The sequence below is a fragment of the Methylosinus sp. PW1 genome, from assembly GCF_000745215.1.
Classification (GTDB): Bacteria; Pseudomonadota; Alphaproteobacteria; order Rhizobiales; family Beijerinckiaceae; genus Methylosinus.
Genome location: NZ_JQNK01000009.1, coordinates 828,936 through 847,995 on the forward strand (window position 1 = coordinate 828,936; position 19,060 = coordinate 847,995).

The 19,060-nt window shown below is 62.1% G+C and carries 21 protein-coding genes; 15 read left to right on the forward strand and 6 right to left on the reverse strand.

Annotated features, from left to right (window positions below; all coding sequences use genetic code 11):
• Positions 1 to 31: 31 nt before the first annotated feature.
• From K369_RS13215 to K369_RS13225, 3 genes are read left to right on the forward strand one after another with little or no spacing between them, the layout of a single operon-like run.
• On the forward strand, positions 32 to 397 hold the full coding sequence (locus tag K369_RS13215; protein ID WP_156967880.1) for a hypothetical protein: 366 nt from the start codon (positions 32 to 34) through the stop codon (positions 395 to 397).
• The gene (locus tag K369_RS13220; RefSeq protein WP_036291796.1) at positions 394 to 1,266 is read left to right on the forward strand and encodes a DNA-primase RepB domain-containing protein; all 873 of its coding nucleotides are present in this window, start codon (positions 394 to 396) and stop codon (positions 1,264 to 1,266) included. The genes K369_RS13215 and K369_RS13220 overlap by 4 nt, the downstream gene beginning before the upstream one ends.
• Positions 1,266 to 1,679, forward strand: a complete 414-nt coding sequence (locus K369_RS13225; RefSeq protein ID WP_036291798.1) for a hypothetical protein — start codon at positions 1,266 to 1,268, stop codon at positions 1,677 to 1,679. Before K369_RS13220 ends, K369_RS13225 begins: the two co-directional genes overlap by 1 nt.
• A 96-nt stretch (positions 1,680 to 1,775) precedes the next feature.
• Here the strand turns inward: K369_RS13225 and K369_RS13230 are convergent, their stop codons facing one another.
• Positions 1,776 to 2,738 (reverse strand): IS5 family transposase, encoded by a 963-nt coding sequence (locus tag K369_RS13230; protein WP_051948759.1) that lies wholly within the window; start codon positions 2,736 to 2,738, stop codon positions 1,776 to 1,778.
• On the opposite strand from K369_RS13230, the gene K369_RS13235 reads away from it, so the two are divergent.
• The 5 genes from K369_RS13235 to K369_RS13255 all read left to right on the forward strand — a co-directional run bounded on the left by K369_RS13235 (position 2,725) and on the right by K369_RS13255 (position 9,627).
• A complete protein-coding gene (locus K369_RS13235; RefSeq protein WP_051949271.1) occupies positions 2,725 to 3,327 on the forward strand; it encodes a hypothetical protein in 603 nt (200 codons plus the stop codon). The two genes, K369_RS13230 and K369_RS13235, sit on opposite strands and share 14 nt — an antisense overlap.
• A gap of 124 nt (positions 3,328 to 3,451) precedes the next feature.
• The gene (locus K369_RS13240; protein ID WP_084570669.1) at positions 3,452 to 5,212 is read left to right on the forward strand and encodes an AIPR family protein; all 1,761 of its coding nucleotides are present in this window, start codon (positions 3,452 to 3,454) and stop codon (positions 5,210 to 5,212) included.
• A 107-nt stretch (positions 5,213 to 5,319) separates the two neighbouring features.
• Complete coding sequence (locus K369_RS13245) at positions 5,320 to 5,739, forward strand: hypothetical protein (protein WP_036291800.1); 420 nt, start codon at positions 5,320 to 5,322, stop codon at positions 5,737 to 5,739.
• Entirely contained in the window at positions 5,733 to 8,033 is a 2,301-nt protein-coding gene (locus tag K369_RS13250) for an AAA family ATPase (RefSeq protein ID WP_036291802.1), read from the forward strand. The genes K369_RS13245 and K369_RS13250 overlap by 7 nt, the downstream gene beginning before the upstream one ends.
• Complete coding sequence (locus K369_RS13255; protein WP_156967882.1) at positions 8,020 to 9,627, forward strand: site-specific integrase; 1,608 nt, start codon at positions 8,020 to 8,022, stop codon at positions 9,625 to 9,627. The genes K369_RS13250 and K369_RS13255 overlap by 14 nt, the downstream gene beginning before the upstream one ends.
• Here K369_RS13255 and K369_RS13260 read toward each other — a convergent pair.
• Entirely contained in the window at positions 9,595 to 10,074 is a 480-nt protein-coding gene (locus tag K369_RS13260) for a class III extradiol ring-cleavage dioxygenase (protein WP_036295154.1), read from the reverse strand. The genes K369_RS13255 and K369_RS13260 overlap by 33 nt on opposite strands.
• A gap of 125 nt (positions 10,075 to 10,199) precedes the next feature.
• Here K369_RS13260 and K369_RS13265 point away from each other — a divergent pair, with 125 nt between their 5' ends.
• Positions 10,200 to 10,397 (forward strand): hypothetical protein, encoded by a 198-nt coding sequence (locus K369_RS13265; RefSeq protein ID WP_036291806.1) that lies wholly within the window; start codon positions 10,200 to 10,202, stop codon positions 10,395 to 10,397.
• Positions 10,398 to 10,449: 52 nt separating this feature from the next.
• Here K369_RS13265 and K369_RS13270 read toward each other — a convergent pair whose 3' ends face one another.
• Positions 10,450 to 11,094: a glutathione S-transferase family protein gene (locus K369_RS13270; protein ID WP_036291808.1), complete on the reverse strand. Its 645-nt coding sequence runs from the start codon at positions 11,092 to 11,094 to the stop codon at positions 10,450 to 10,452.
• Positions 11,095 to 11,275: 181 nt separating this feature from the next.
• On the opposite strand from K369_RS13270, the gene K369_RS13275 reads away from it, so the two are divergent.
• From K369_RS13275 to lpdA, 6 genes are all read left to right on the forward strand, one after another.
• A complete protein-coding gene (locus K369_RS13275; RefSeq protein WP_036291810.1) occupies positions 11,276 to 12,031 on the forward strand; it encodes an esterase family protein in 756 nt (251 codons plus the stop codon).
• A gap of 131 nt (positions 12,032 to 12,162) precedes the next feature.
• Positions 12,163 to 12,984: a hypothetical protein gene (locus K369_RS13280; protein ID WP_036291812.1), complete on the forward strand. Its 822-nt coding sequence runs from the start codon at positions 12,163 to 12,165 to the stop codon at positions 12,982 to 12,984.
• 181 nt (positions 12,985 to 13,165) lie between these two features.
• A complete protein-coding gene (rpmI, locus tag K369_RS13285) occupies positions 13,166 to 13,366 on the forward strand; it encodes a 50S ribosomal protein L35 (RefSeq protein WP_018264712.1) in 201 nt (66 codons plus the stop codon).
• Between the two features lie 46 nt (positions 13,367 to 13,412).
• Positions 13,413 to 13,778, forward strand: coding sequence for a 50S ribosomal protein L20 (gene rplT / locus K369_RS13290; protein WP_018264711.1), 366 nt, complete (start codon positions 13,413 to 13,415; stop codon positions 13,776 to 13,778).
• Positions 13,779 to 13,817: 39 nt separating this feature from the next.
• Positions 13,818 to 15,065 carry a hypothetical protein gene (locus tag K369_RS13295; RefSeq protein WP_036291814.1) on the forward strand — a complete coding sequence of 416 codons (1,248 nt, stop codon included), beginning with the start codon at positions 13,818 to 13,820 and terminating at the stop codon, positions 15,063 to 15,065.
• A gap of 102 nt (positions 15,066 to 15,167) precedes the next feature.
• A complete protein-coding gene (gene lpdA / locus K369_RS13300) occupies positions 15,168 to 16,604 on the forward strand; it encodes a dihydrolipoyl dehydrogenase (RefSeq protein WP_036291816.1) in 1,437 nt (478 codons plus the stop codon).
• 50 nt (positions 16,605 to 16,654) lie between these two features.
• On the opposite strand, the gene K369_RS13305 is transcribed toward lpdA, so the two are convergent.
• The 3 genes from K369_RS13305 to K369_RS13315 all read right to left on the reverse strand — a co-directional run bounded on the left by K369_RS13305 (position 16,655) and on the right by K369_RS13315 (position 19,015).
• The gene (locus K369_RS13305; protein WP_036291818.1) at positions 16,655 to 17,035 is read right to left on the reverse strand and encodes a PRC-barrel domain-containing protein; all 381 of its coding nucleotides are present in this window, start codon (positions 17,033 to 17,035) and stop codon (positions 16,655 to 16,657) included.
• Positions 17,036 to 17,106: 71 nt separating this feature from the next.
• Positions 17,107 to 18,471: an anion transporter gene (locus tag K369_RS13310; RefSeq protein WP_156967883.1), complete on the reverse strand. Its 1,365-nt coding sequence runs from the start codon at positions 18,469 to 18,471 to the stop codon at positions 17,107 to 17,109.
• An 82-nt stretch (positions 18,472 to 18,553) separates the two neighbouring features.
• Positions 18,554 to 19,015 (reverse strand): carboxymuconolactone decarboxylase family protein, encoded by a 462-nt coding sequence (locus K369_RS13315; RefSeq protein ID WP_036291820.1) that lies wholly within the window; start codon positions 19,013 to 19,015, stop codon positions 18,554 to 18,556.
• Positions 19,016 to 19,060: the final 45 nt, after the last annotated feature.

The window sequence follows — 19,060 nt, forward strand, 5'->3', positions numbered from 1 at the left end:
CAAAGCCGCTTTCACGGCCAAAGTCGCGCTCTTGGAGGATTGGGCCAAGAACGGCGTCCCTGCGGGCGTCGCGTGGCCCAAAAACCGCAGCGCGCTCCGAGCCTGGCAAGGGCCCAATGGCAATCTCCGCGTTTGGTCGGACGTTCACATCGACCAAGAGCGCGTCGGCAAGCACCCGGATCTCACTCGGCGCTTCATCGAGGCGGTGGAACACATCACTTTCCGCCAAACGGCCAAGGTCGACCGCCTAAAGCACGCCCGGACAGACGCCCAAATCGCCGCGGCTCAAAGAGACGCATTGCAGGAGCAAAACGCACGCCTCCTCAGCGAGATCGCCGAACTGAAGCGCCGAGTGCAGACATTGGAGGCGCTTATCCAAGCGCGGACCCAATCATGACCGAACCCTTGCTCCGCTGGGCCGCCGCGATGCCCGCTGACCGCTACGATATCCGGGCGGTCTGGCCCGACCGCGCCGAGCATGTGCCATCTGTGTTGAGATGCGTCACCGCAGCAGGTCTCCCAGCCCTGACCCCGTTTCTGAAAGCAAAAAACGCGGCCGGCTACAACCTGATCGGACGCCCGGACGACCCGCGCTTCATATTCGTCGACGACATCTCGCTAGACACTCTCAACGGTATGATCGCTGCCGGCCACCGCCCTTGCGTGGTCGTCGAGTCGTCCCTGCGGAACTTTCAAGCATTTTTCGACGCCGAAACCACTGAAGACCAAACGGCGAAGGCCTTGGCCCGCTTCATGGCATCCCAATGGGGCGGCGACTTAGCCTCTGCGGACGCACGCCATGCCGGCAGGCTGCCCGGATTCACGAACCGAAAGCCGAAACACCGCCGCGCCGACGCGAGCTACCCCTACGCGCGCCTGCGGACGGCATCCGCACGCCTTGATCCAGTGCTCGCCGCTATGGCCACCGACCCCACGGCACTGCCCACCGACGATCAACAGGGGGCGCGCGCGGCGCGCACGCTAGGAAATTGCGCGACATCCGTCGCGCCGGCCCTCGGCGACCGTGACCGCTCGACCTTCTACGACACGCTGCTCGCCCCTTACGCGGCCCGCTACGGCGCCACGCTCGACCGCTCCCGCGCCGATTTCGCGATCGCCCGGACACTACTAGTCCAAGGGATGCCCCCATCCGAGGTCGCGGAAGTCCTGTCCGCATCCTCGAAGGCCCGTGAACACAGCCAGCCGCAACAGTACGTAGAACGCACGGTCGCCGCCGCGCGTGATGCAGCATCACGGAGGTCATGATGGACGACCTCGCGATGCTGGAAAAAGCGTGCGGTGACGTCACGGTCGAGAGCGCGCCAGAAGCCGCCACGTTCGTCCGGGCGGGCCCCGTCCTGTTCGGCGCCCGCTGGAAGGCGCCGATGGCGCGCGCCCTCGGGGTGACGCGGGAGACGGTGTCGAGGTGGGTGTCCGCCGGCGACGTGCCGCCTTGGGCGATGAATGTCGTGCGCCTCATGAACGCCAACAAGGGCGCCGTCCTCAGCCTCTGCGACCGCACCGGCAACATGGCGAAGCCTTGGGCCGACGCCGGCTTCGAATGCTTCTGCGTCGACCTCCAGCATCCCGCGGGCGAACACGCGCGCGACGGGAGCGCTTCGCAGAATAGCCGAGGTCTCGGCGTTTACGGTTTTTCGGCCGCAATCGACGGGCTTTGATGCGCCCGCGCGCCATCTGGCGCAATGCTCTGCGCCGTCAGCCGGTCATTTTTCGCATCCCTATCCGGTTCGAGACACACCTCTCCCCTCGCGGCGTCATGCCGCCGCTTCGAGAACCCGCGCCCGCTTCATGTTCATCGCCATGACGACGAACTGAAGATGACAATTGTTGCGCGCGAGGCTGCGGTAGCGTACTCGCGCCATCCCATACCAGTTCTTCATCGTCGCGTTGGCGCGCTCGACGCCGACGCGAACGCTCGACGCCGTCTTGTTGAACCATCTCTGCCAGTCCGGCTGTCGCGCTCCGCGCTTCGCCTTATAGGCGATCTTGTCGTCGATCTTCTTGTCGTTCAACGCCTTGCGTAGCGCTGCGCTATCATATGCCTTGTCGCCGTAATAGGCCTCTTCATCGCCCTGGATCATCGCCTCGCCGCGCTGGCTGTCGTGCAGATCGGCGCTCGTCATCTCCGCTTGGCGCACGATGCCGCTTTCTTCGTCGACCGCCAGATGCGCCTTGTAGCCGAAGTAGGTCTCGCCGTTCTTCTTGGTGAAGCTCGCGTCCGGGTCGCGCGGATTGACCTGCCCCTCGTCGTGGGGCGGCGGCTTCACGGCGGCCGCGATGATAGTGGCGTCGACCAGCGTGCCGCGCTTCACGATCAGCCCGCGCGCGTCGAGTTGTCGATTGACCTCGGCAAGTAGTTTCTCGTCGAGGCCGAGCTTGGCGAGCCGCTGACGAAACCGCCAGATCGATGAATGGTCCGGCGTCTCCTCGTCCAGCGGAACCCCGCAAAAGCGCCGAAACGACAGGCGATCGCGCACAGCCTCCTCGGCGGCGGGGTCGGACAGCCCATACCACTGCTGCAACAGCACGATCTTGAACATGGTCAGTGGCGGATAGGCCGGCGCGCCGTCGCTCGAAGAATGCAGCGGACGCAAAATAACGTCGAACGCGCTCCACTCGAACGTCTTGGCGATATCTTCCAGAAACCCACCAGGACGAGAATAGGCTTTCACGAATGCGTCGGCGAGCGAAGGTTGGCTGAAGTTGCGGCGTGACATCGGTGACTCACATCCCTCGGACGCCCCAGAGAATCACGGGTTCGCCGGTTTTGCAAAGCGCTCCGACGGGATCACCTGGATCGGCGCGGATGTCCGGGCGTGGATGCCGCCGCCGCGCCGCTATGCGATCGTGTTCGCCGCGCCGCCCTGCACGCATCTCGCGGTCAGCGGGGCGCGCTGGTTCCGAGACAAGGGCGTGGGGACCTTGGCGTCAGCCGCGGAACTCGTCGACGCCTGCCGGCGCATTTGCGAGTGGTCTCAGGCCCCCTGGATGATCGAAAACCCCGTCAGCACCCTCAGCAGCTATTGGCGGCGCCCGGACTTCTCGTTCCACCCGAACGAATTCGGCGGCTATGAGGGCGGCGAGGCCGACGACTATCCGAAAAGGACGTGCCTATGGACCGGCGGCGGCTTCCGCTTCCCGCAGAAAAGGCCGATCCCCATCGGACGTCCGAAGTTCATCAACCACATGCCCGAGACCTCGGACCGGGGGAACCTACGCAGCGTCACGCCGCCCGGATTTGCGCGGGCGGTCTTCGAGGCGAACGTGGGCAGGTCGAGATGCCGAGTTCTACTCACACCTTCATGAAGTCCGACCGTTGATGAAGACGGTTCCCTAGCGGTATCGGTAGCAAAACTCGGCCCTCAAACAAGGCGAACCGCCCATCTGAATTCGCTATCTCTTTCCCGTCGAACGCATAGAAAGCCTCCCCATGCATCGCGTTGTCAAAAGCCACCTAGACGATTTCGAGAGAAAACATGCAATAGGCGAAAATGAAACAAAGCAGTTTGAGGCATTTCTGAATTATATAGTGTTCCGTCAGCACTGTGCAGAGCATATAGACCCAAAGGATCTTATTTACAAAGGCGACGACCCCGGGCTCGACGGCATTATGATATTTGTTGATGACTCGTATGTGTCTTCCATCGAGGAAGTCGAGGAGGCAATGAAGGGTCGGAAGCGGGACGCCGACGTGACAATTGTCTTCGCGCAGGCCAAGACATCAGAAGCTTGGGATAAGGCCGAGATCAACGTCTTCGAATCTGCAATAAACGATTTTCTAGCGGAAAAATCGGCCTATCCACAGGCTGACTACATAAAAAACGTGCGTGAAGTATTCGATGGCGTGCTGAAACACGTTGGAAAAATACGCGACGGCAAGCCGAAGGTCGAGGCGTTCTTCGCCACGACCGCACGGGCGTCGGCGGACCGCGAGATCCTTTCAGCACAGCAGGCGATAAAAGCCTCCTTGGAAAACACCGGCTATTTCAGCGACAGCGAGGTGTTCTTGGTAAATCGCGACAGTATCGTCGAGATGTGGAAAGCTGCCGAGGGTCAAGTCGAAGCTACCCTTCGAGTGCTTGGCAGCGCGGCATTTCCGCGAACGCCAGGAATCGAAGAGGGCTACGCCGTCACCGTGAGGGCTAAAGACTTTATCGAGCAGATTCTCGTCGACAAAAACGGGCGTTTGCGACCGCACATTTTCGAAGAAAATGTGCGTGATTTTCTCGGGGTCGAAGGGGACGTCAACAAAGAGATGGCGGAAACAATCGCCGATCCGAACAAGCAAAAACGATTTGGCATCCTGAACAACGGTATTACAATGATTTCACCAGACGTACGTAGCAGTGGTCTGGAGATTTCCATTAAAGATTTTCAGATTGTGAATGGCTGCCAGACATCGAATGTTCTATTTCAGAACTGGAACAAAATCGATGATGACGCAACTATCATGCTTAAGCTTATCGAGACTTCAGACCCATCCGTTGTAGATGACATAGTTCGTTCTACAAACAGACAAGCTAAGGTAGATGAAGAGCAGTTTTTAGCCACTCTGGATGCAGTTAAAGCTCTCGAAAGATACTTCGAAGCACGCGGAGCTGACGACGAATTCCGCCTATATTTTGAACGCCGTCGAAATCAATTCTCACGCGACGAGAATGTCAAGGCGATTCGGGTCTTTGACATAAAAGAGTTGGCCAGATGCGTCGCAGCCATGTTTCTTGATAAGCCAGAAATCGCAAGTCGGTATCCAAACAGATTGACCAGTGAGATGAGATCTCTTGTTTTCAACCCCGCGTATTTAGAGGACGTATACCATGTGGCAGCATATACTTTATATAGACTTACAATACTTATTGGAAATAAACGGATAGATCAACGGTATTCGAAAGCTAGATGGCACATAATTATGGCGATAAAATATTATGTATGCGGCGAATCAATTCCGCAATTAAATTCACAAAAAATCAAGAAGTTTTGCTCTGATATCGAAGGATTCATGAGCGCCGCCGATGATGACACTGTGAAAATAGTCAAGGATCTATGCGCGCAAGTCTTTGACATCGACGACCTTACACGCGACAAGTTGAAGGGGAGTATCTTGGTACAGGATGTAAAATCGAAATCACTGGCCTTTCGAAAGGAGAATCCTCGTACCTCTGGCAAACGCCCTTCCTCTTCCGACTCCTGAAATGCTGAAGCGTATAGGCCTCTGATAATTGTCGCCGGCAATGAGCTGTTCGGCATTTTGCCAAATCTAACGAGAAGCTTGTCTCGCAATCGGGCAGGAGAACCGACATGAGCGTGAAAGGCATGAGCGGCGCGGAAGCCGGCAAAGTCTATGCGGAGCGGTTTCTTGTGTACATCGCCGAAAGGGAGGCAAGCGGAACCCTCCCTTGGGGCCCCGACGGAAAGCTGATCCGCTCGGTCATGGTCCGAGACCTCGGGGTGAATCGCGACGTTTTCCGTACGAATCCGACCATAAGAGACCGCCTCGCCGAGATCGAAGGCTCGGTAAATCGTTCGGCTTTGGCCGCGGCCGACCAGAGAGCCTCGGGGCATCGATCGCAGAAGGAGGTCGTCGCGGTCGAAAAGGTCAAAGAGCTGCAAGGAAAGATCGCTCAGATCGAGGAGGAGAACAGATACCTCAAGGCGGAGCTGCGGAAAAAGGGCTACGTGGACCTGACGCTGCCGAATTCCGGTCGCCTGCCATGGTGAAACAGCCGAACGTGAGCTTGACAGCGCAGATATCCAACATTCGCTGGGCGGCGCCGACGAGGGGGGCAATCGTCGTCGCGATGCGGACGGACGTCACGGGCGCGGAGTCTTGGGGGTCGTATCTGATCCGAATCCCGGCTAAAACCCTCGGAAAACAAGGCGTTTTCGAAGGCGATGTTTGGAAGTTCGAGGGACTCTCCGAGCAGTATCGGGGGCGACCGCAGCTTCGCGCGGTGACCGCGACTTTGGTGAGACCCTATGGTCGCAACATGGTCGCGACGCTCTCCAGCGCACGATTTCCTGGCATCGGAAAGACCAAGGCCGCTGCGCTCTGGGAACGGTTTGGCGACGATCTTCGAGGCCTCCTCGATCGCGAGGACGTCGATAAGTTGTCCGAAGTCGTCACAATCGACGCCGCCACCGTGCTCGTCGAAGGATGGCGCACATTCCAACTGGGCGACGTCGTCGAATGGCTCGACAAGCATCGCCTGCCGGTCAAATTGGGCACCGCTCTGCTCGATTTTTACGGAGCCCGAGCGATCCAGAAGGTGGAGGCCGACCCCTACCGTCTCCTCGCGTTCGGCTTGGGGTGGCGATCCGTGGACGAAATTGCCACTGGGAATTTCGGCATCTCGCCCGACGACCCGAGACGTGAGCATGCCGCCGTTGCCGAGGTTCTTTACCGTGCCTACGACCGCGACGGCTCGACGGCTCTCGAGCACGACTCCATCGTCGCCCGGACCCGCACGATCCTAGCAGGCTCCGAGGAACAAGCTTTCCGGGCGGTCGGAAATCCGTACGCAGGGGGCGGCTGGCTTCGGGACGAGGACAGCGGACTGTATCAATCGTCCGGCGCCTGGCTCCTCGAGCAATACGTCGCCGCCCGGATCCGCCGCATGATCGATGGCCAAGACGACCCCGCGCAAAACGATCTCCTCCTGTCCTCGGAATTCGGTCCATCGGAACGCCAAAAAGCTCGGCAGGCACTCGCCGACTGGCAAGCAGCGCAGCATCCCCTCGGCGAGGAGCAGGAGCGCGCTGTTTGGACGGCTCTCGAGAACCGAATCGCCGTCGTGAGCGGCGTCGCCGGCGCGGGCAAGACCGCGAGCCTCACTGCGCTCTATGCCGCTCTGGACGCGATCGGAAGCGAGGTCGTGCAAATGGCCTTGGCGGGGCGCGCGGCAAAGCGCATGCATGAGGCGACCGGCAGGAAGGCGATCACGATCGCGGGGTTCCTGCACCAGGATTCTGAGGAGACCGACCGCCTCGACACTCGCACCTATGTCGTCGACGAGGCGTCCATGGTCGACGTGGCGACCCTCTTCGGCATCCTGCGCAAGCTGGGCCCCGGCGCGCGTCTCGTCTTGGTCGGCGATCCAGCGCAATTGCCGCCGATTGGAGCCGGTCTGACGTTTCATTTGCTGTGTCGCCCGGATTCGCCGGCTCCACGTGCGCACCTTACGCGCGTCTACAGGCAGGACGGAGCGACCGGCATCCCCGCCATCGCCGGCGCGATCCGCTCGGGGAATTGGCCGGCGATCCCTGCGTATTCCGGTCCCGCCGTCGGCGTCAGCATTCTTCCCTGCTCGCGGGACGATCTCGCGACGATCGCGGACGTCTATGACGCTCTCGTCACTGCGGAGGGGGACGAGGCTGAGGTCCAGATTCTCGGCACGACGCACGCGGAAGTGGGCAGCCTCAACGAAGACCTCTACGACCGCCGCTTGTCCGAGCGACGCGCGGTCCGACTCGATGATCGCGAGTACTCGGGGTTTTGCGAGGGCTGCCCGATCATATTTAGGGAAAACGACTGGGAGCGAGGCCTGAATAACGGCTCGCTCGGCACGATAATCAGATCAATCGACCCGCCGATGTTTCTCGCCAACGCCGGTGAACAAGGACAGCAAGGCGCACTACTGCGCCTTTCGGAAGCCATGGACGAGGACGGCGCACCGAGATTCACCGGGGATGTCGTCCATGCGGAGGCGGTTCTCGATGGCAATAGCCACTATCTCACACAGGTCGACCTCGTCGACCGTGTCCAGCGGGCTTACGGTCTGACTGTCCACAAAGCCCAAGGCAGCCAATGGTCGCGGGTTATCGTCGTCGTCGGCAAGAGCCAACTGCTCGACAGGACGTTGGTCTACACGGCTCTCACCCGCGGCGTCCGCCAGGTAGTGCTCGTCGGCGATATCGAGGCGGCCCAACAGGCCGTCGCTGCGGAGCCCCGCGTGTTCGACCGCGTCACCAATCTGGCCAACCTTTTGACGGCGAACAACCATGCCAACATATAAAACGACGGATTACGGCCTGACGTTTCTGCCTGACGATTTCAAATGGGAGGGTGTAAACGCGAGCAAACTTCCGATGATACTCGATCTTGATGGGACGATATTCGAGCCATTTCTCAACTATTTTGGAATGTCTTGTCGCTACAAGCGCGTTAAAATATCCTCGATGAAGACAGAAGCCTACGCGCTGAGGGAATGGAAGGCTCACCTGGACAGCATGGGACGGCCGTGGGACGACGTCGACGATCGCGTTCTGATCGACTGGCGAGAGCAATTGCTGTTAAAACGCAAGAAAAAGCTGGAATTGTGGGAAAAAGCTCCCCAAAAGCATGACCATCCTGAGAGCGAGGATCGAATACATCTCAAGCTTGCAGTCGTATTCGAATTCTACGTACACGCCGCTGAGGCCAATTTCAGCAAGCGGTCGTTTGTCGGCCAGAATGGCCCGATTACCTCGGCAAGACCTGATGAGCATCGAGGCTCTTCCAAGCTTTTCTGGAAATGCGCCGCTTCCACCGGTCGAAAAATGACGAAGCGTCCCATTCCCGATGATTCCGCCGTCCACGCCATACTTAGCCATCTTCGAAATACGCCAAAGGACGCAAACGTCGCCGACCGTGATTGGCTCATTGGCCGCACGATGGCCGAGGCCGGCCTTCGCGCACACGAAGTTGCGGGGTTGACGATCGGGATGATCGAGCAAGCGCTCAGGAGGGAAAGCATTCGTTTACGGACCCCAGATTCAATGTCGGAAGCGCGAGCAGCCGGCTGGAATCCGGCCCTGAACGGACTCGATTCGATCGCGCATTGGGAGCCTGGGCGGAAGGCCGTCTTGGAGGGATTGCAGCGGCTTATCAAGGACAAGCGGGATCACATCTACGTACGCATAGTGGGCAAGGGCGGTGTCCAGCGCGATGTCCCCTTTCCACTCGAATTTTTCCGTGACCTGATTGAGATTGGGATCTGGGAAGTGCGGCAAGCCCAAATCGCAGCTTGGCAATGCGACAGGCTGCCATCGAATCTTTTTCTCTCGGAAAAGACTCACAAAGCGCTCTTGGCGACTACGCTAGAAGACATCATGAAAACAGCGTTCTCCGAATGCGGCGTCGAAGGCAGCGGCCACCGTCTGCGGGCCCATTTCGCCACCAATTACGCAAAAAAGCTGTGGGCTAAACGCTTCAGCGACAACGCCTTCCGCTGGGATCAAACTATCGAAAACGACGTTCTGCACGCAGTCGCCGAAGCACTTGGCCACTCACAGCCGACAACTACGTGTCGACATTACTTGGCACTCGCTCAAATCAGCTATTTCAAAATGGGAAACAAGTCCCATCTGCGCGCGATGCGCAGCCTCGTTAACAAGGCTGCCGAGCACCATCGCGGCCTCTCCGAAGAGTTCTTCGAGGCCGTCGCCAAGCTAATGGATGTGCGAGCGGCTGCGGGATCCGAAGGCAAGCTACTTGACGACATGCTCGCCGAAATTGTGAGTCTTCACTCCGCTATCGTGCCTCCGTCGAGTCACGTAGATGAGATCAATCCGAGAGCCCATAGGGACCCGCCTTCCTTACGCTTGGTCGTTAAAAGTGACAATCCGTGAAAAAAAGGCGGGATCGAGATCGTCGCGCAAAGACAGAGTGAGAATTGGGATCGTCGCGCCGGGCTCGACGATCAGCAGGGGCACGAAGACGCCGTGATCGAAGCCGCGCGCGGCGTCCAGCGCCGTCTCGACGCCGGCGGCGGCCAGCAGGCCACGCGCCTTCTCGGCCAGTTCCGGCGCGCCGGGCGCGGGATAGCTCAGGCGATAGGTGTGCTCGGGGAAGCCGTAATAATCTAAGATCATGCCGGGCGCTTTCGCCGCGCCGAGAGTGACCCGCTTCTCCTCCCAATGCGCCGAGACCATGAGAATGGCGCGCGGACGCTCCGGCAGAGACGCGAGCAGGCCGCCGAGATAGGCCTTCAGCCCCTCGAAAGCGCTAGCGATGGGGCCGTCGAGCCAGAAGCAGGGGCCGCCGCCGTGAGAGATGAAAATCGTCGGCTGCCGCATCCAAGCCTCCGCTGCATATGGCCTGCAGATAGGCCGAGCGGGACGCGGCCGCAATGCCGCGCGCCCTTTTCCCCGCCACGCGCGCTTTTATATGAGCGCACCGAGGATTTCTGGAGGACGAAGCGATGCATTCACAGATCACCGGATTGAAAGTGGCGGCGGTCATCTTCGGACTGATGGCGCTCGGACAGGCGGGGCGTCTGGCGACGCAGCCGGATATTCAGGTCGGCGGCTCCTCGATGCCGCTATGGCCGAGCGCGGTGGCGCTGATCGTGCTGCTCGGCCTCTGCCTATGGCTGTGGCGGCTGGCCAAGCCGCAGTGAGGGCGCAGATTCGGGCGAAGGCCGGTTCGCGTCGCATCTCGGCGATGCGAGGTCATCGCCCGGCGGCCTCGGCGGCCCACGCCTTGGTGGCGAGACATGTCTCCATCGCCCGCGCATAGGCGTCACGGCGGGTGGCACGGGCCACATAATCGCGCTCGGCCTCGCCAAGGACGAAGCAGCCGGTCCTTTGGGCGAACTCCAGAGCATAGGTCACGGAAATATCGGCCGCCGTGAAGCGCTCGCCTGCGAGAAACGGCGAGCGCGCGAGGCGCCGTTCGACCAGCCCCAGGCGGCTCTCGAAAATTTTCAACGCCTTGCGGGCGCCCCAATTGTCGCGCTCGGCCGCGGGCGCGAGATTGCGGCTGACGACGACGAGATACATGAAAGCGGCGAGGCCGGCCTCGCCGAGGTGAAGGAACTGCTGATAGGCGGGGAAAGCGGGGTCGCGCGGGTCTGGCGCGAGCGGCGTCGGCCCGTAGCGCGCCATCAGATATTCCATGATCGCGATCGACTCGACCATGACCACGTCGCCATCCTGAATCGCCGGAATGAAGCCGGCCGGGTTGACGGCGAGAAATTCCGCGTCGCGCTCGACGCCGGCGATCAAATCCACCGGCCGCAGACGATAGGCGAGCCCCATCTCCTCCAGCAGCCAGACGACCCGGAACCCTCTCCCTTCGCCGAAGACGGTGATCATCGCCCGCGCTCCTTTGCCGGCCCGCGGCCCGGCTCGGCGGCCCGATCATAGCAGGCGCGCGGGCGCTGCGCAGCCGGTTATCGCGAAGGTCGCGCCAGAAGCGCAATGCCGCGGGGATTCGGCCATAGACGGCGTCGGGTATTCGAATCGACAATGCCGCCGACACGAAGTTGGACAAGAAATGAAAGAAACGCAGCACCTTTTAAAGAGCGTCCATCTCGCGAACGAGCGCGCGATATGGGTGCGAGAGCCGGGGAATAGAGCCTCGAACCTGACGGTGTTTTTGGATGCGGAGCTTTACCGGGACCGTGTCGGGGCGACCTCGATCATCGACGCCCTCGATTCCCAGGGTGACATCGATAGCTCACTTTTTGTCTTTGTCTCTGTGGAGAGCGCCGCATCCCGATGGGTGGAATGCCCCTGCTATTCTCCTTTCGCTCGCTTCATAGAAGAAGAGCTATTCCCATGGCTGGAGAGAGCCTATCCGAGCGCTCTCGGAGCCCAGGAGCGCGTGATCGCCGGTCTCAGCTATACTGGTCTGACCGCGGCTTATGTCTCTATGATGTGCCCGTCCCGTTTCACCAAGGTGATCGCCCAGTCCGGCTCGTTCTGGTCGAACGACTGCTGGATTATCGACTGCTTCGAGACGCTGGATCGCAAGCCGAAAACAGAATTCTACCTGGATGTCGGCCTTAGAGAAACGCAAGAAAACATTCTGCACAAAGAGGATGTTTTTCAGGCGGTCTCCCAGATCGAAGGGGTGAAGAGATTTCGAGACGCATTGCTACGACACGGCTACCAACCTCATTATGTCGAATTCGATGGAGGTCACGATTTCGCAGCCTGGAGCCTTACGCTGCCGAATGCGCTACGATGGGCGCTGCCTTCTACGAGGAGCGAGCCCGCCCCCGCGAATGCGGCAGAGCCGCATCGCTGACCGCCGCGCCGAAGGGCTTTGGCGACCGACGCTCGACACAGTATCGAAATTGCGGTAGCAAAATGGCGTAATCCGCATCGATACGAGCTACTAGTCATATCCTTATTTGTGGTCCGAACGAGAGAGCGCGCATGGGCCTTTATTATGCGCATTATCTGATTCCGCTCGACAATTCCTTTCGTCCCGAACCCGAGCGCATTGCAGCGCTCATCGACGCGTTGACGGCGGCGCGCTTCATTCCACGCCCCGAAGCGGGCGATGGCCCGACCTATTTCCTCGATGATTGGCGTCGCGAGGCCGCGGAACGAGCTACCTCTGCGGCGCAGGAACCTCCGAAGCCTTGGTGGAAACGAATTTTCGGTTCCGCCACGCCCACGCGGACCAATCTTCTCGATCTCGTGGACATTGATCGACCCTTCGCCGTTCCACTCACCGAGGAATCGTTCGCCGCGTTGGCCGATCGCGCTGTGACTGTCGGCTGGACAATCGAAGACCCTCTCGCAGATGGTCTGGCCTATCCTTTCGAGCAGAGCCCGAGCCGCGACGATCCGCCGAACTATCGGCTGCTGATCGAGGCAAGCGAAGATTTCCGCGCGGAGACGATCAACCATTACGACGGAACCGGAGCTGTCGACCCGCATTGCCGATGCGGCGAGGACCTGTCCTATGCGCGCGCGCCGTTCGAGGACGTCGCTATTCGGCGCCTGTGTCCCTCCTGCGGCTCGAGTTACCAGCCTCGGGAAAAGCTCGTCACATTCACCAATGGCGCGACCGGCGAGAGCCAGACGATCCATGGCGGCATATGCTATCGCTTCGCTGTGGTGATAGATTGCGAGAAATCCATTCCTCCCGCCATCGAAGACGGAAAAGAAGGAAAACTGTCGCGCCGCTTTCTGGACGCATGCAGCGAGGCGCTCGGCGTCGAGCTCTACGAGCTGGGGTCCTATAGCTAGACCCGCGTCATATGCGAGCCGAGCGACGCAGCTCTTGCCAACCTCCTGTCTTTCCGCTTATAAGCCGCGCTTCCGAACCGCCCGGCCAGTGATGGGCTGCCGTGGCGGTTCTTTTCGCTCGCGCGAATAAAGCGCCGGGAGACCGGCGCGCAGAACAGGGCCTCGAGCCCAGGAGAGCAAAATGCCCAAGCTGAAGACCAAATCGGGCGCCAAAAAGCGCTTCAAGATCACCGGCACCGGCAAGGTGGTCTACGCCCAGAAGGGCAAGCGCCACGGCATGATCAAGCGCACCAACAAGCAGATCCGAAATCTGCGCGGGACGTCCGTCCTGTTCAAGACGGACGGCGACAACGTCAAGAAGTATTTCCTGCCCAACGGCTGAGCTTCTCCCCTTCCCCCGATTTCGGATTTCCTGAAAGGATCATGTCATGGCTCGCGTCAAACGCGGCGTCACCTCGCACGCCAAGCACAAAAAGACCCTGGATGCCGCCAAAGGCTTCTACGGCCGTCGCAAGAACACCATCCGCGCCGCCAAGGCCGCGGTCGATCGCTCGATGCAATATGCGACGCGCGACCGCAAGGCCAAGAAGCGCGTCTTCCGCGCTTTGTGGATTCAACGCCTCAACGCCGCCGTGCGTGAGCTGGGCCTGACCTACAGCCGCTTCATCGACGGACTCGCCAAGGCCGGCGTCACGGTGGACCGCAAGGTTCTGTCGGAGCTCGCCATCACCCAGCCGGAGGCCTTCAAGGCCATCGTCGAGAAGGCCAAGGCCGCGCTGCCGCAGACGGCCTGATCCGTCGGCGCCGACGCATCGACGCGGGAATCCTTTCGGATGAAATGGTATTCCTGCCTGAATGCGTCGGCTCTCGACCGCTACGCCGGGCATTTGCGCGTCGCCGTCCGCACGGCGATCGACCTAGCGGGGCTCGAGCCGCATCTCGTCTTCGACGGCGAGGCGGACCGGCTCCGCGCCACTCTCGGCCATGACGCGCCCGTCCATATCCACAGCCGGCGTTCCGGCCTCATCGAGGCCATAGAAGCGACGGCGGAAACGCCGGACTGGAGCCGCTCCATCGCCGCCGGCGCCTTTCTGCGGCTCGAGATTCCCCTCATCGAGACGAAGGACGATTTCGTCCTCTACACCGATTGCGACGTGCTGTTCGCCCGGCCGGTCGAGCTGTCGCCGCTGCGGCCGCGCTATTTCGCCGCCGCGCCCCAGCACGAGCCGCATGAGTGGTCGCAATTCTGCTCGGGCGTGCTGCTCCTCAACGTCCCGGCCATGCGCGCCGAATATGAGCCGCTGATGCGGAGCGCACGCGCGGCGCTCGGCGCGCCGCATCATTACGATCAAGAGGCGCTCAACGCGCATTTCGCCGGGCGCTGGGACCATCTGCCGCTCGCCATGCATTGGAAGCCCTATTGGGGCGTCGAATGGGGAGCGTCCATCGTGCATTTCCATGGCCCCAAGGCCGAGGATGCGCGGTGCCTCGCGGCCGCGCCGGCGGGGGCCGATCTGCTCTCGCAGCTCTACGCCCGCGATCCGCGGGGCTATGCGCATTTTCTGCGCTTCTACGACATCGCCGCCGAGGCCGATCGGCGCGGCGCGCGCATCAGCGCGGCGGAGCTGGCGCCGCTGCGGCTGGAGGCGGCCGCGGCGTCCGGCGGCCGCGCCTTGCGCCGCGCCTTCGCCTTTTTGCGCGAGCTGCGCCCGCTGACGTCGCGCGAGGCTGCGCCCTTGCCCAATCTGCCGCCGGAAGCGAGCTTCGCGCAAATCGCCACGCTCGAGAATTTCGACGAGCGCGCCTATCTCTACGCCAATCCCGATGTGGCCGAGAAAGTTCGCAGCGGGAGCATTCTCTCCGGCCGCGCGCATTTCGCGCGCTATGGCCGCTATGAGGGACGCGTGCAGATGATCCCGGGCGACCAGCCCGCCACGCCCGAGAATTTCGACGCCGAGGCCTACATCGCGCGCAATCCAGACGTCGGCTTTCTGATCGCGCGCGGCTGCTATCCTTCCGCCCGCGCGCATTTCGAGCGGCGCGGGCGCGCGGAACTGCGCCGGCAGCTGACGCGGCCCTGACGCCCCGCGCCTATGGCGCCCGGCGCGCGCATCGGCCACATATGAGAGCGCAGCGGCTCGAAGGGAATCATTCGAGCGGCGCCGAGGGTCGCGAGGGCTTCCATGGCCAATTCTTATGATCTCATCGTCATCGGCGGCGGACCGGGCGGCTATGTCGCCGCCATCCGCGCCGCGCAGCTCGGGCTGAGGACGGCCATTGTCGAGCGTGAGCATTTGGGCGGCATTTGCCTCAATTGGGGCTGCATTCCCACCAAGGCGCTGCTGCGCTCGGCCGATGTCTTTCGGCTCGCAAAACATGCGAAGGATTTCGGCCTGCGCATCGACGGCGAGGTCTCCTTCGACGCCGAGGCGCTGGTGAAGCGCTCGCGCGCAGTGGCCGGACGGCTCAACGCCGGCGTCGAGTTCCTGTGCAAGAAGAACAAGATCGATGTGATCTGGGGCGAGGCCGCGCTCGCCGCTCCGGGCGAGATTCGCGTCGCCGCGCCCAAGGGAACCGCGCGACCGCAATTCCCCCGACCGAAGAACATACTCGGCGAAGGCCTCTATTCGGCGAAGCACATCATCGTCGCGACCGGCGCGCGGCCGCGCGCCCTGCCGGGCCTCGAGCCGGACGGCGAGCGTATCTGGACCTATTTCGAGGCGCTGCTGCCGCCTTCCATGCCGAAATCTCTGCTCGTCGTCGGCGGCGGCGCAATCGGCGTCGAATTCGCGTCCTTTTATTCGACCTTCGGAGCGCAGGTGACTCTGGTGGAGGCGCTGCCGCAGATCCTGCCGGCGGAAGACGCCGAGATCGCCGCGCTGGCGCGCAAATCCTTCGAGAAGCAAGGGATAAAAATCATCACCAGCGCCAAGCTCGCGAAGCTCGACAAGAGCGACAATGGCGTCGTGGCGACGATCGCGACCGAGAGCGGCGAGCAGCGCATAGAGGCGGAGCGCGTCATCTCCGCCGTCGGCGTCGTCCCCAATAGCGAGGGACTGGGGCTGGAGGCTCTGGGCGTGAAGACGGAGCGCGGCGTCATCGCCACCGACGGCCTCGGCCGCACCAATATCGCCGGAATCTATGCGATCGGCGACGTCGCTGGTCCGCCCATGCTCGCTCATAAGGCGGAGCATGAGGGCGTCGTCTGCGTGGAGGCGATCGCCGGACTCTCGCCGCACCCGATAGAGCGCACGCGCATTCCCGCCTGCACCTATTGCCATCCGCAGATCGCCTCCGTCGGCCTCACGGAAGCGCCGGCGAAAGCGGCCGGACATGAGCTGAAGATCGGGCGCTTTCCCTACATCGCCAATGGCAAGGCCATCGCCATGGGCGAGACAGAGGGGCTGGTGAAGACCATATTCGACGCGAAGAGCGGACGTCTGCTCGGCGCGCATCTCATCGGCGCGGAGGTGACGGAGCTGATTCAGGGCTTCGTGATCGCGATGAATCTGGAGACGACAGAGGCGGAACTGATGGAGACTATCTTCCCGCATCCGACGCTCTCCGAGACGATGCATGAGAGCGCGCTCGACGCCTTCGGGCGGGCGATTCATATTTGATGGGACACCGAGCGAGCCTGACGGCTCGCGGCCGTCAGGCTCGCATCAAATCAATGGCGCCCCTCCAGCGCCGCGCCTTCCCAATAGGGCGCCGCGCCGTAATGCTGGTGGATGCGCGTCTCCCAGTCGCGATCGGTCCAGCTCGCCTCGCTATATTCCGGCGCCTTCTCGAGCATCTGCTCCGTCACAGAAGTCGTATAACGGCGCCTGTCCTGATCGTAGCAGAGCGCCTTCCACGGCACGGCGTGATGGCCTTTGCGCAGGCACATGAAGCCGCAGAAATCGACGACGGCGTAGCGCGCCTGGCCGGTGATGGGATCGATCATCAGATGATCGATCTCACCGATCTCCTTGCCACTCTGATCGAAGATTTTCGCGCCGACGATATGCTCGCTCGAGATCATGTGAAGTTCAGGGATAGCGGTCGCCATTTCGACCTCCCTCGTGAGCCCCCGGCCCTCTTTGCATAAAAACGCGGCGCGAGAGGAAAAGTTGCCTCGCGTCACAGAAGCCATGCGCCGAAGGCGATGGTGATCAGCGTGAGCGGCGCGCCCAACTTGAAATACGCCCAGAAGCCGATGGAGACGCCGGCCGCGCGGGCGCGCTCGGCGACGATGAGATTGGCGACGGAGCCGATGAGCGTCAGATTGCCGGCCAGAGTCGAGGCCATGGCGACGACGAGCCAGGCGCGCTGCGGATCGGCCGCGCCGGCGAGGAAGGGCTTTAGCGCCAGTACCGCCGGCACATTGGTGACGAGATTGGAGAGGACAGCGGAAACCACCGCCAAAACACCGGCGTTGGAGAGATCGAAGCGGCCGATGGAGGCGACGGCCTCCGGCGTCAGCACAGTGGCCTCGAGTCCCTCGACGACGATGAACAGGCCGACGAACATCAAGAGAAGCGGCCAGTCGATCTCGCGATAGACCTTCTCCGCCTTCACATGGCGCGTGACCAGCAGCAGCGCGCCGCCGACGATCGCCACTTTCGCGACCGGCTGGCCGGCGAAGAAGAGCGCCATCATGGCCAGCGTCACCAGCACGGATTTGACGACGAGAAAGCCGCGCGCCCGCGCCGGCGCAGGCGCCGCGACGGGCAGTCTCTCCCGCGTGAGAAACTCGCCGCGGTAGAACAGCGCGACCAGCACGAAAGTGGCGAGCAGGCCGAAGGCGGCGACCGGCCACAGCGCCGCGGCGAAGGCGCCATAGGGAATATGCGACAGGCCGCCGATGATCATGTTCTGCGGATTGCCGGTGATCGTCGCCACGCTGCCGACATTGGAGGCCATGGGCACGGCGAGGAGATAGGGCAGCGGATCGCGCTTCAGCCGGCGCGTCAGCTCGAGCGTCAAAGGCGTCATCACCAGGCAGATGGCGTCATTGACGAGAAAGGCCGAGAAGGCGCCCGTCACCAGCACGATGGCGGCGAGCAGAGCGAGCGGCGTCTTCGCGCGCGCGACGACGAAATTGCTCGCCAAGCGAAAAAAGCCGGAGAGGCGCAGATTGGCGACGACGATCATCATGCCGAGCAGCAGCGTGATCGTGTCGAAATCAATGGCGCGATAGGCCGCGTCCAGCGGCAGCACGCCGAGCCCGACCATAAGGCTGGCGCCGAGCAGCGCCGCGCCGGCGCGATCGAGCCGCAGCCCCGGCGCCTCGCCGAGCGCGATGACGAAATAGGTCGCTGCGAAGATGATGATGGCGGCGGCGTGGGTCCAGCCCGAGGATACGCCGCCGCCCGACAGCAAGGTGGCGAGATAGGCGAGCAGCGTCACGCCCGCGGCGGAAGCGAGAGAGCCCGCGAAGACGAGTCCCACGGCGATCAGAGCCGCGGCGAAGGACCGCGATTTTTCGTCGTCTGGATCTGGCATGAGGTCGGGCCGTCGGCGAAAGGAAGCTGGCCGCCGACTTAGCGCGTTCCAGAGCGGCGAGCCAGCGCAACCCGAGCGACGCTCAGACCTTCTCGGCGCGCTTCACCGCGGCGGGCGTCGCGCGAAAGGCGATGGCGATGCGGTTGTAGGCGCTCATCACGCCGATCGCGATCGTCAAATCGGCGAGCTCCTTCTCGGAAAACTGCGTCGAGACGGCGGCGAACTCGGCATCGGGGACGCCGGTCTCGGCGACGCGCGTCACCGTCTCCGCCCAGGCGAGAGCGGCACGCTCGCGCTCGCTGAACAATGCCTTCGCCTCGCGCCACACCGAGACGAGCGCGAGCTTGTCCACGGTGAAGCCCTCGGCGATGAGCGCGCGCGTGTGCAGATCGAGACAGTAGGCGCAGCCGTTGATCTGCGAGACGCGCAGATAGACGAGCTCGGCGAGCGCCTTGCCGAGGCTCGCGCCGACATAGGAATGCACGGCGCCGAGCGCCTTCATGCCCTCGGGCGCGGCGTGAGCGTAATCGAGACGGCTGGTCATTCTTGCTCTCCTGCTCGAGCATCGGGAAAGGGCGGAAGGGTCTCG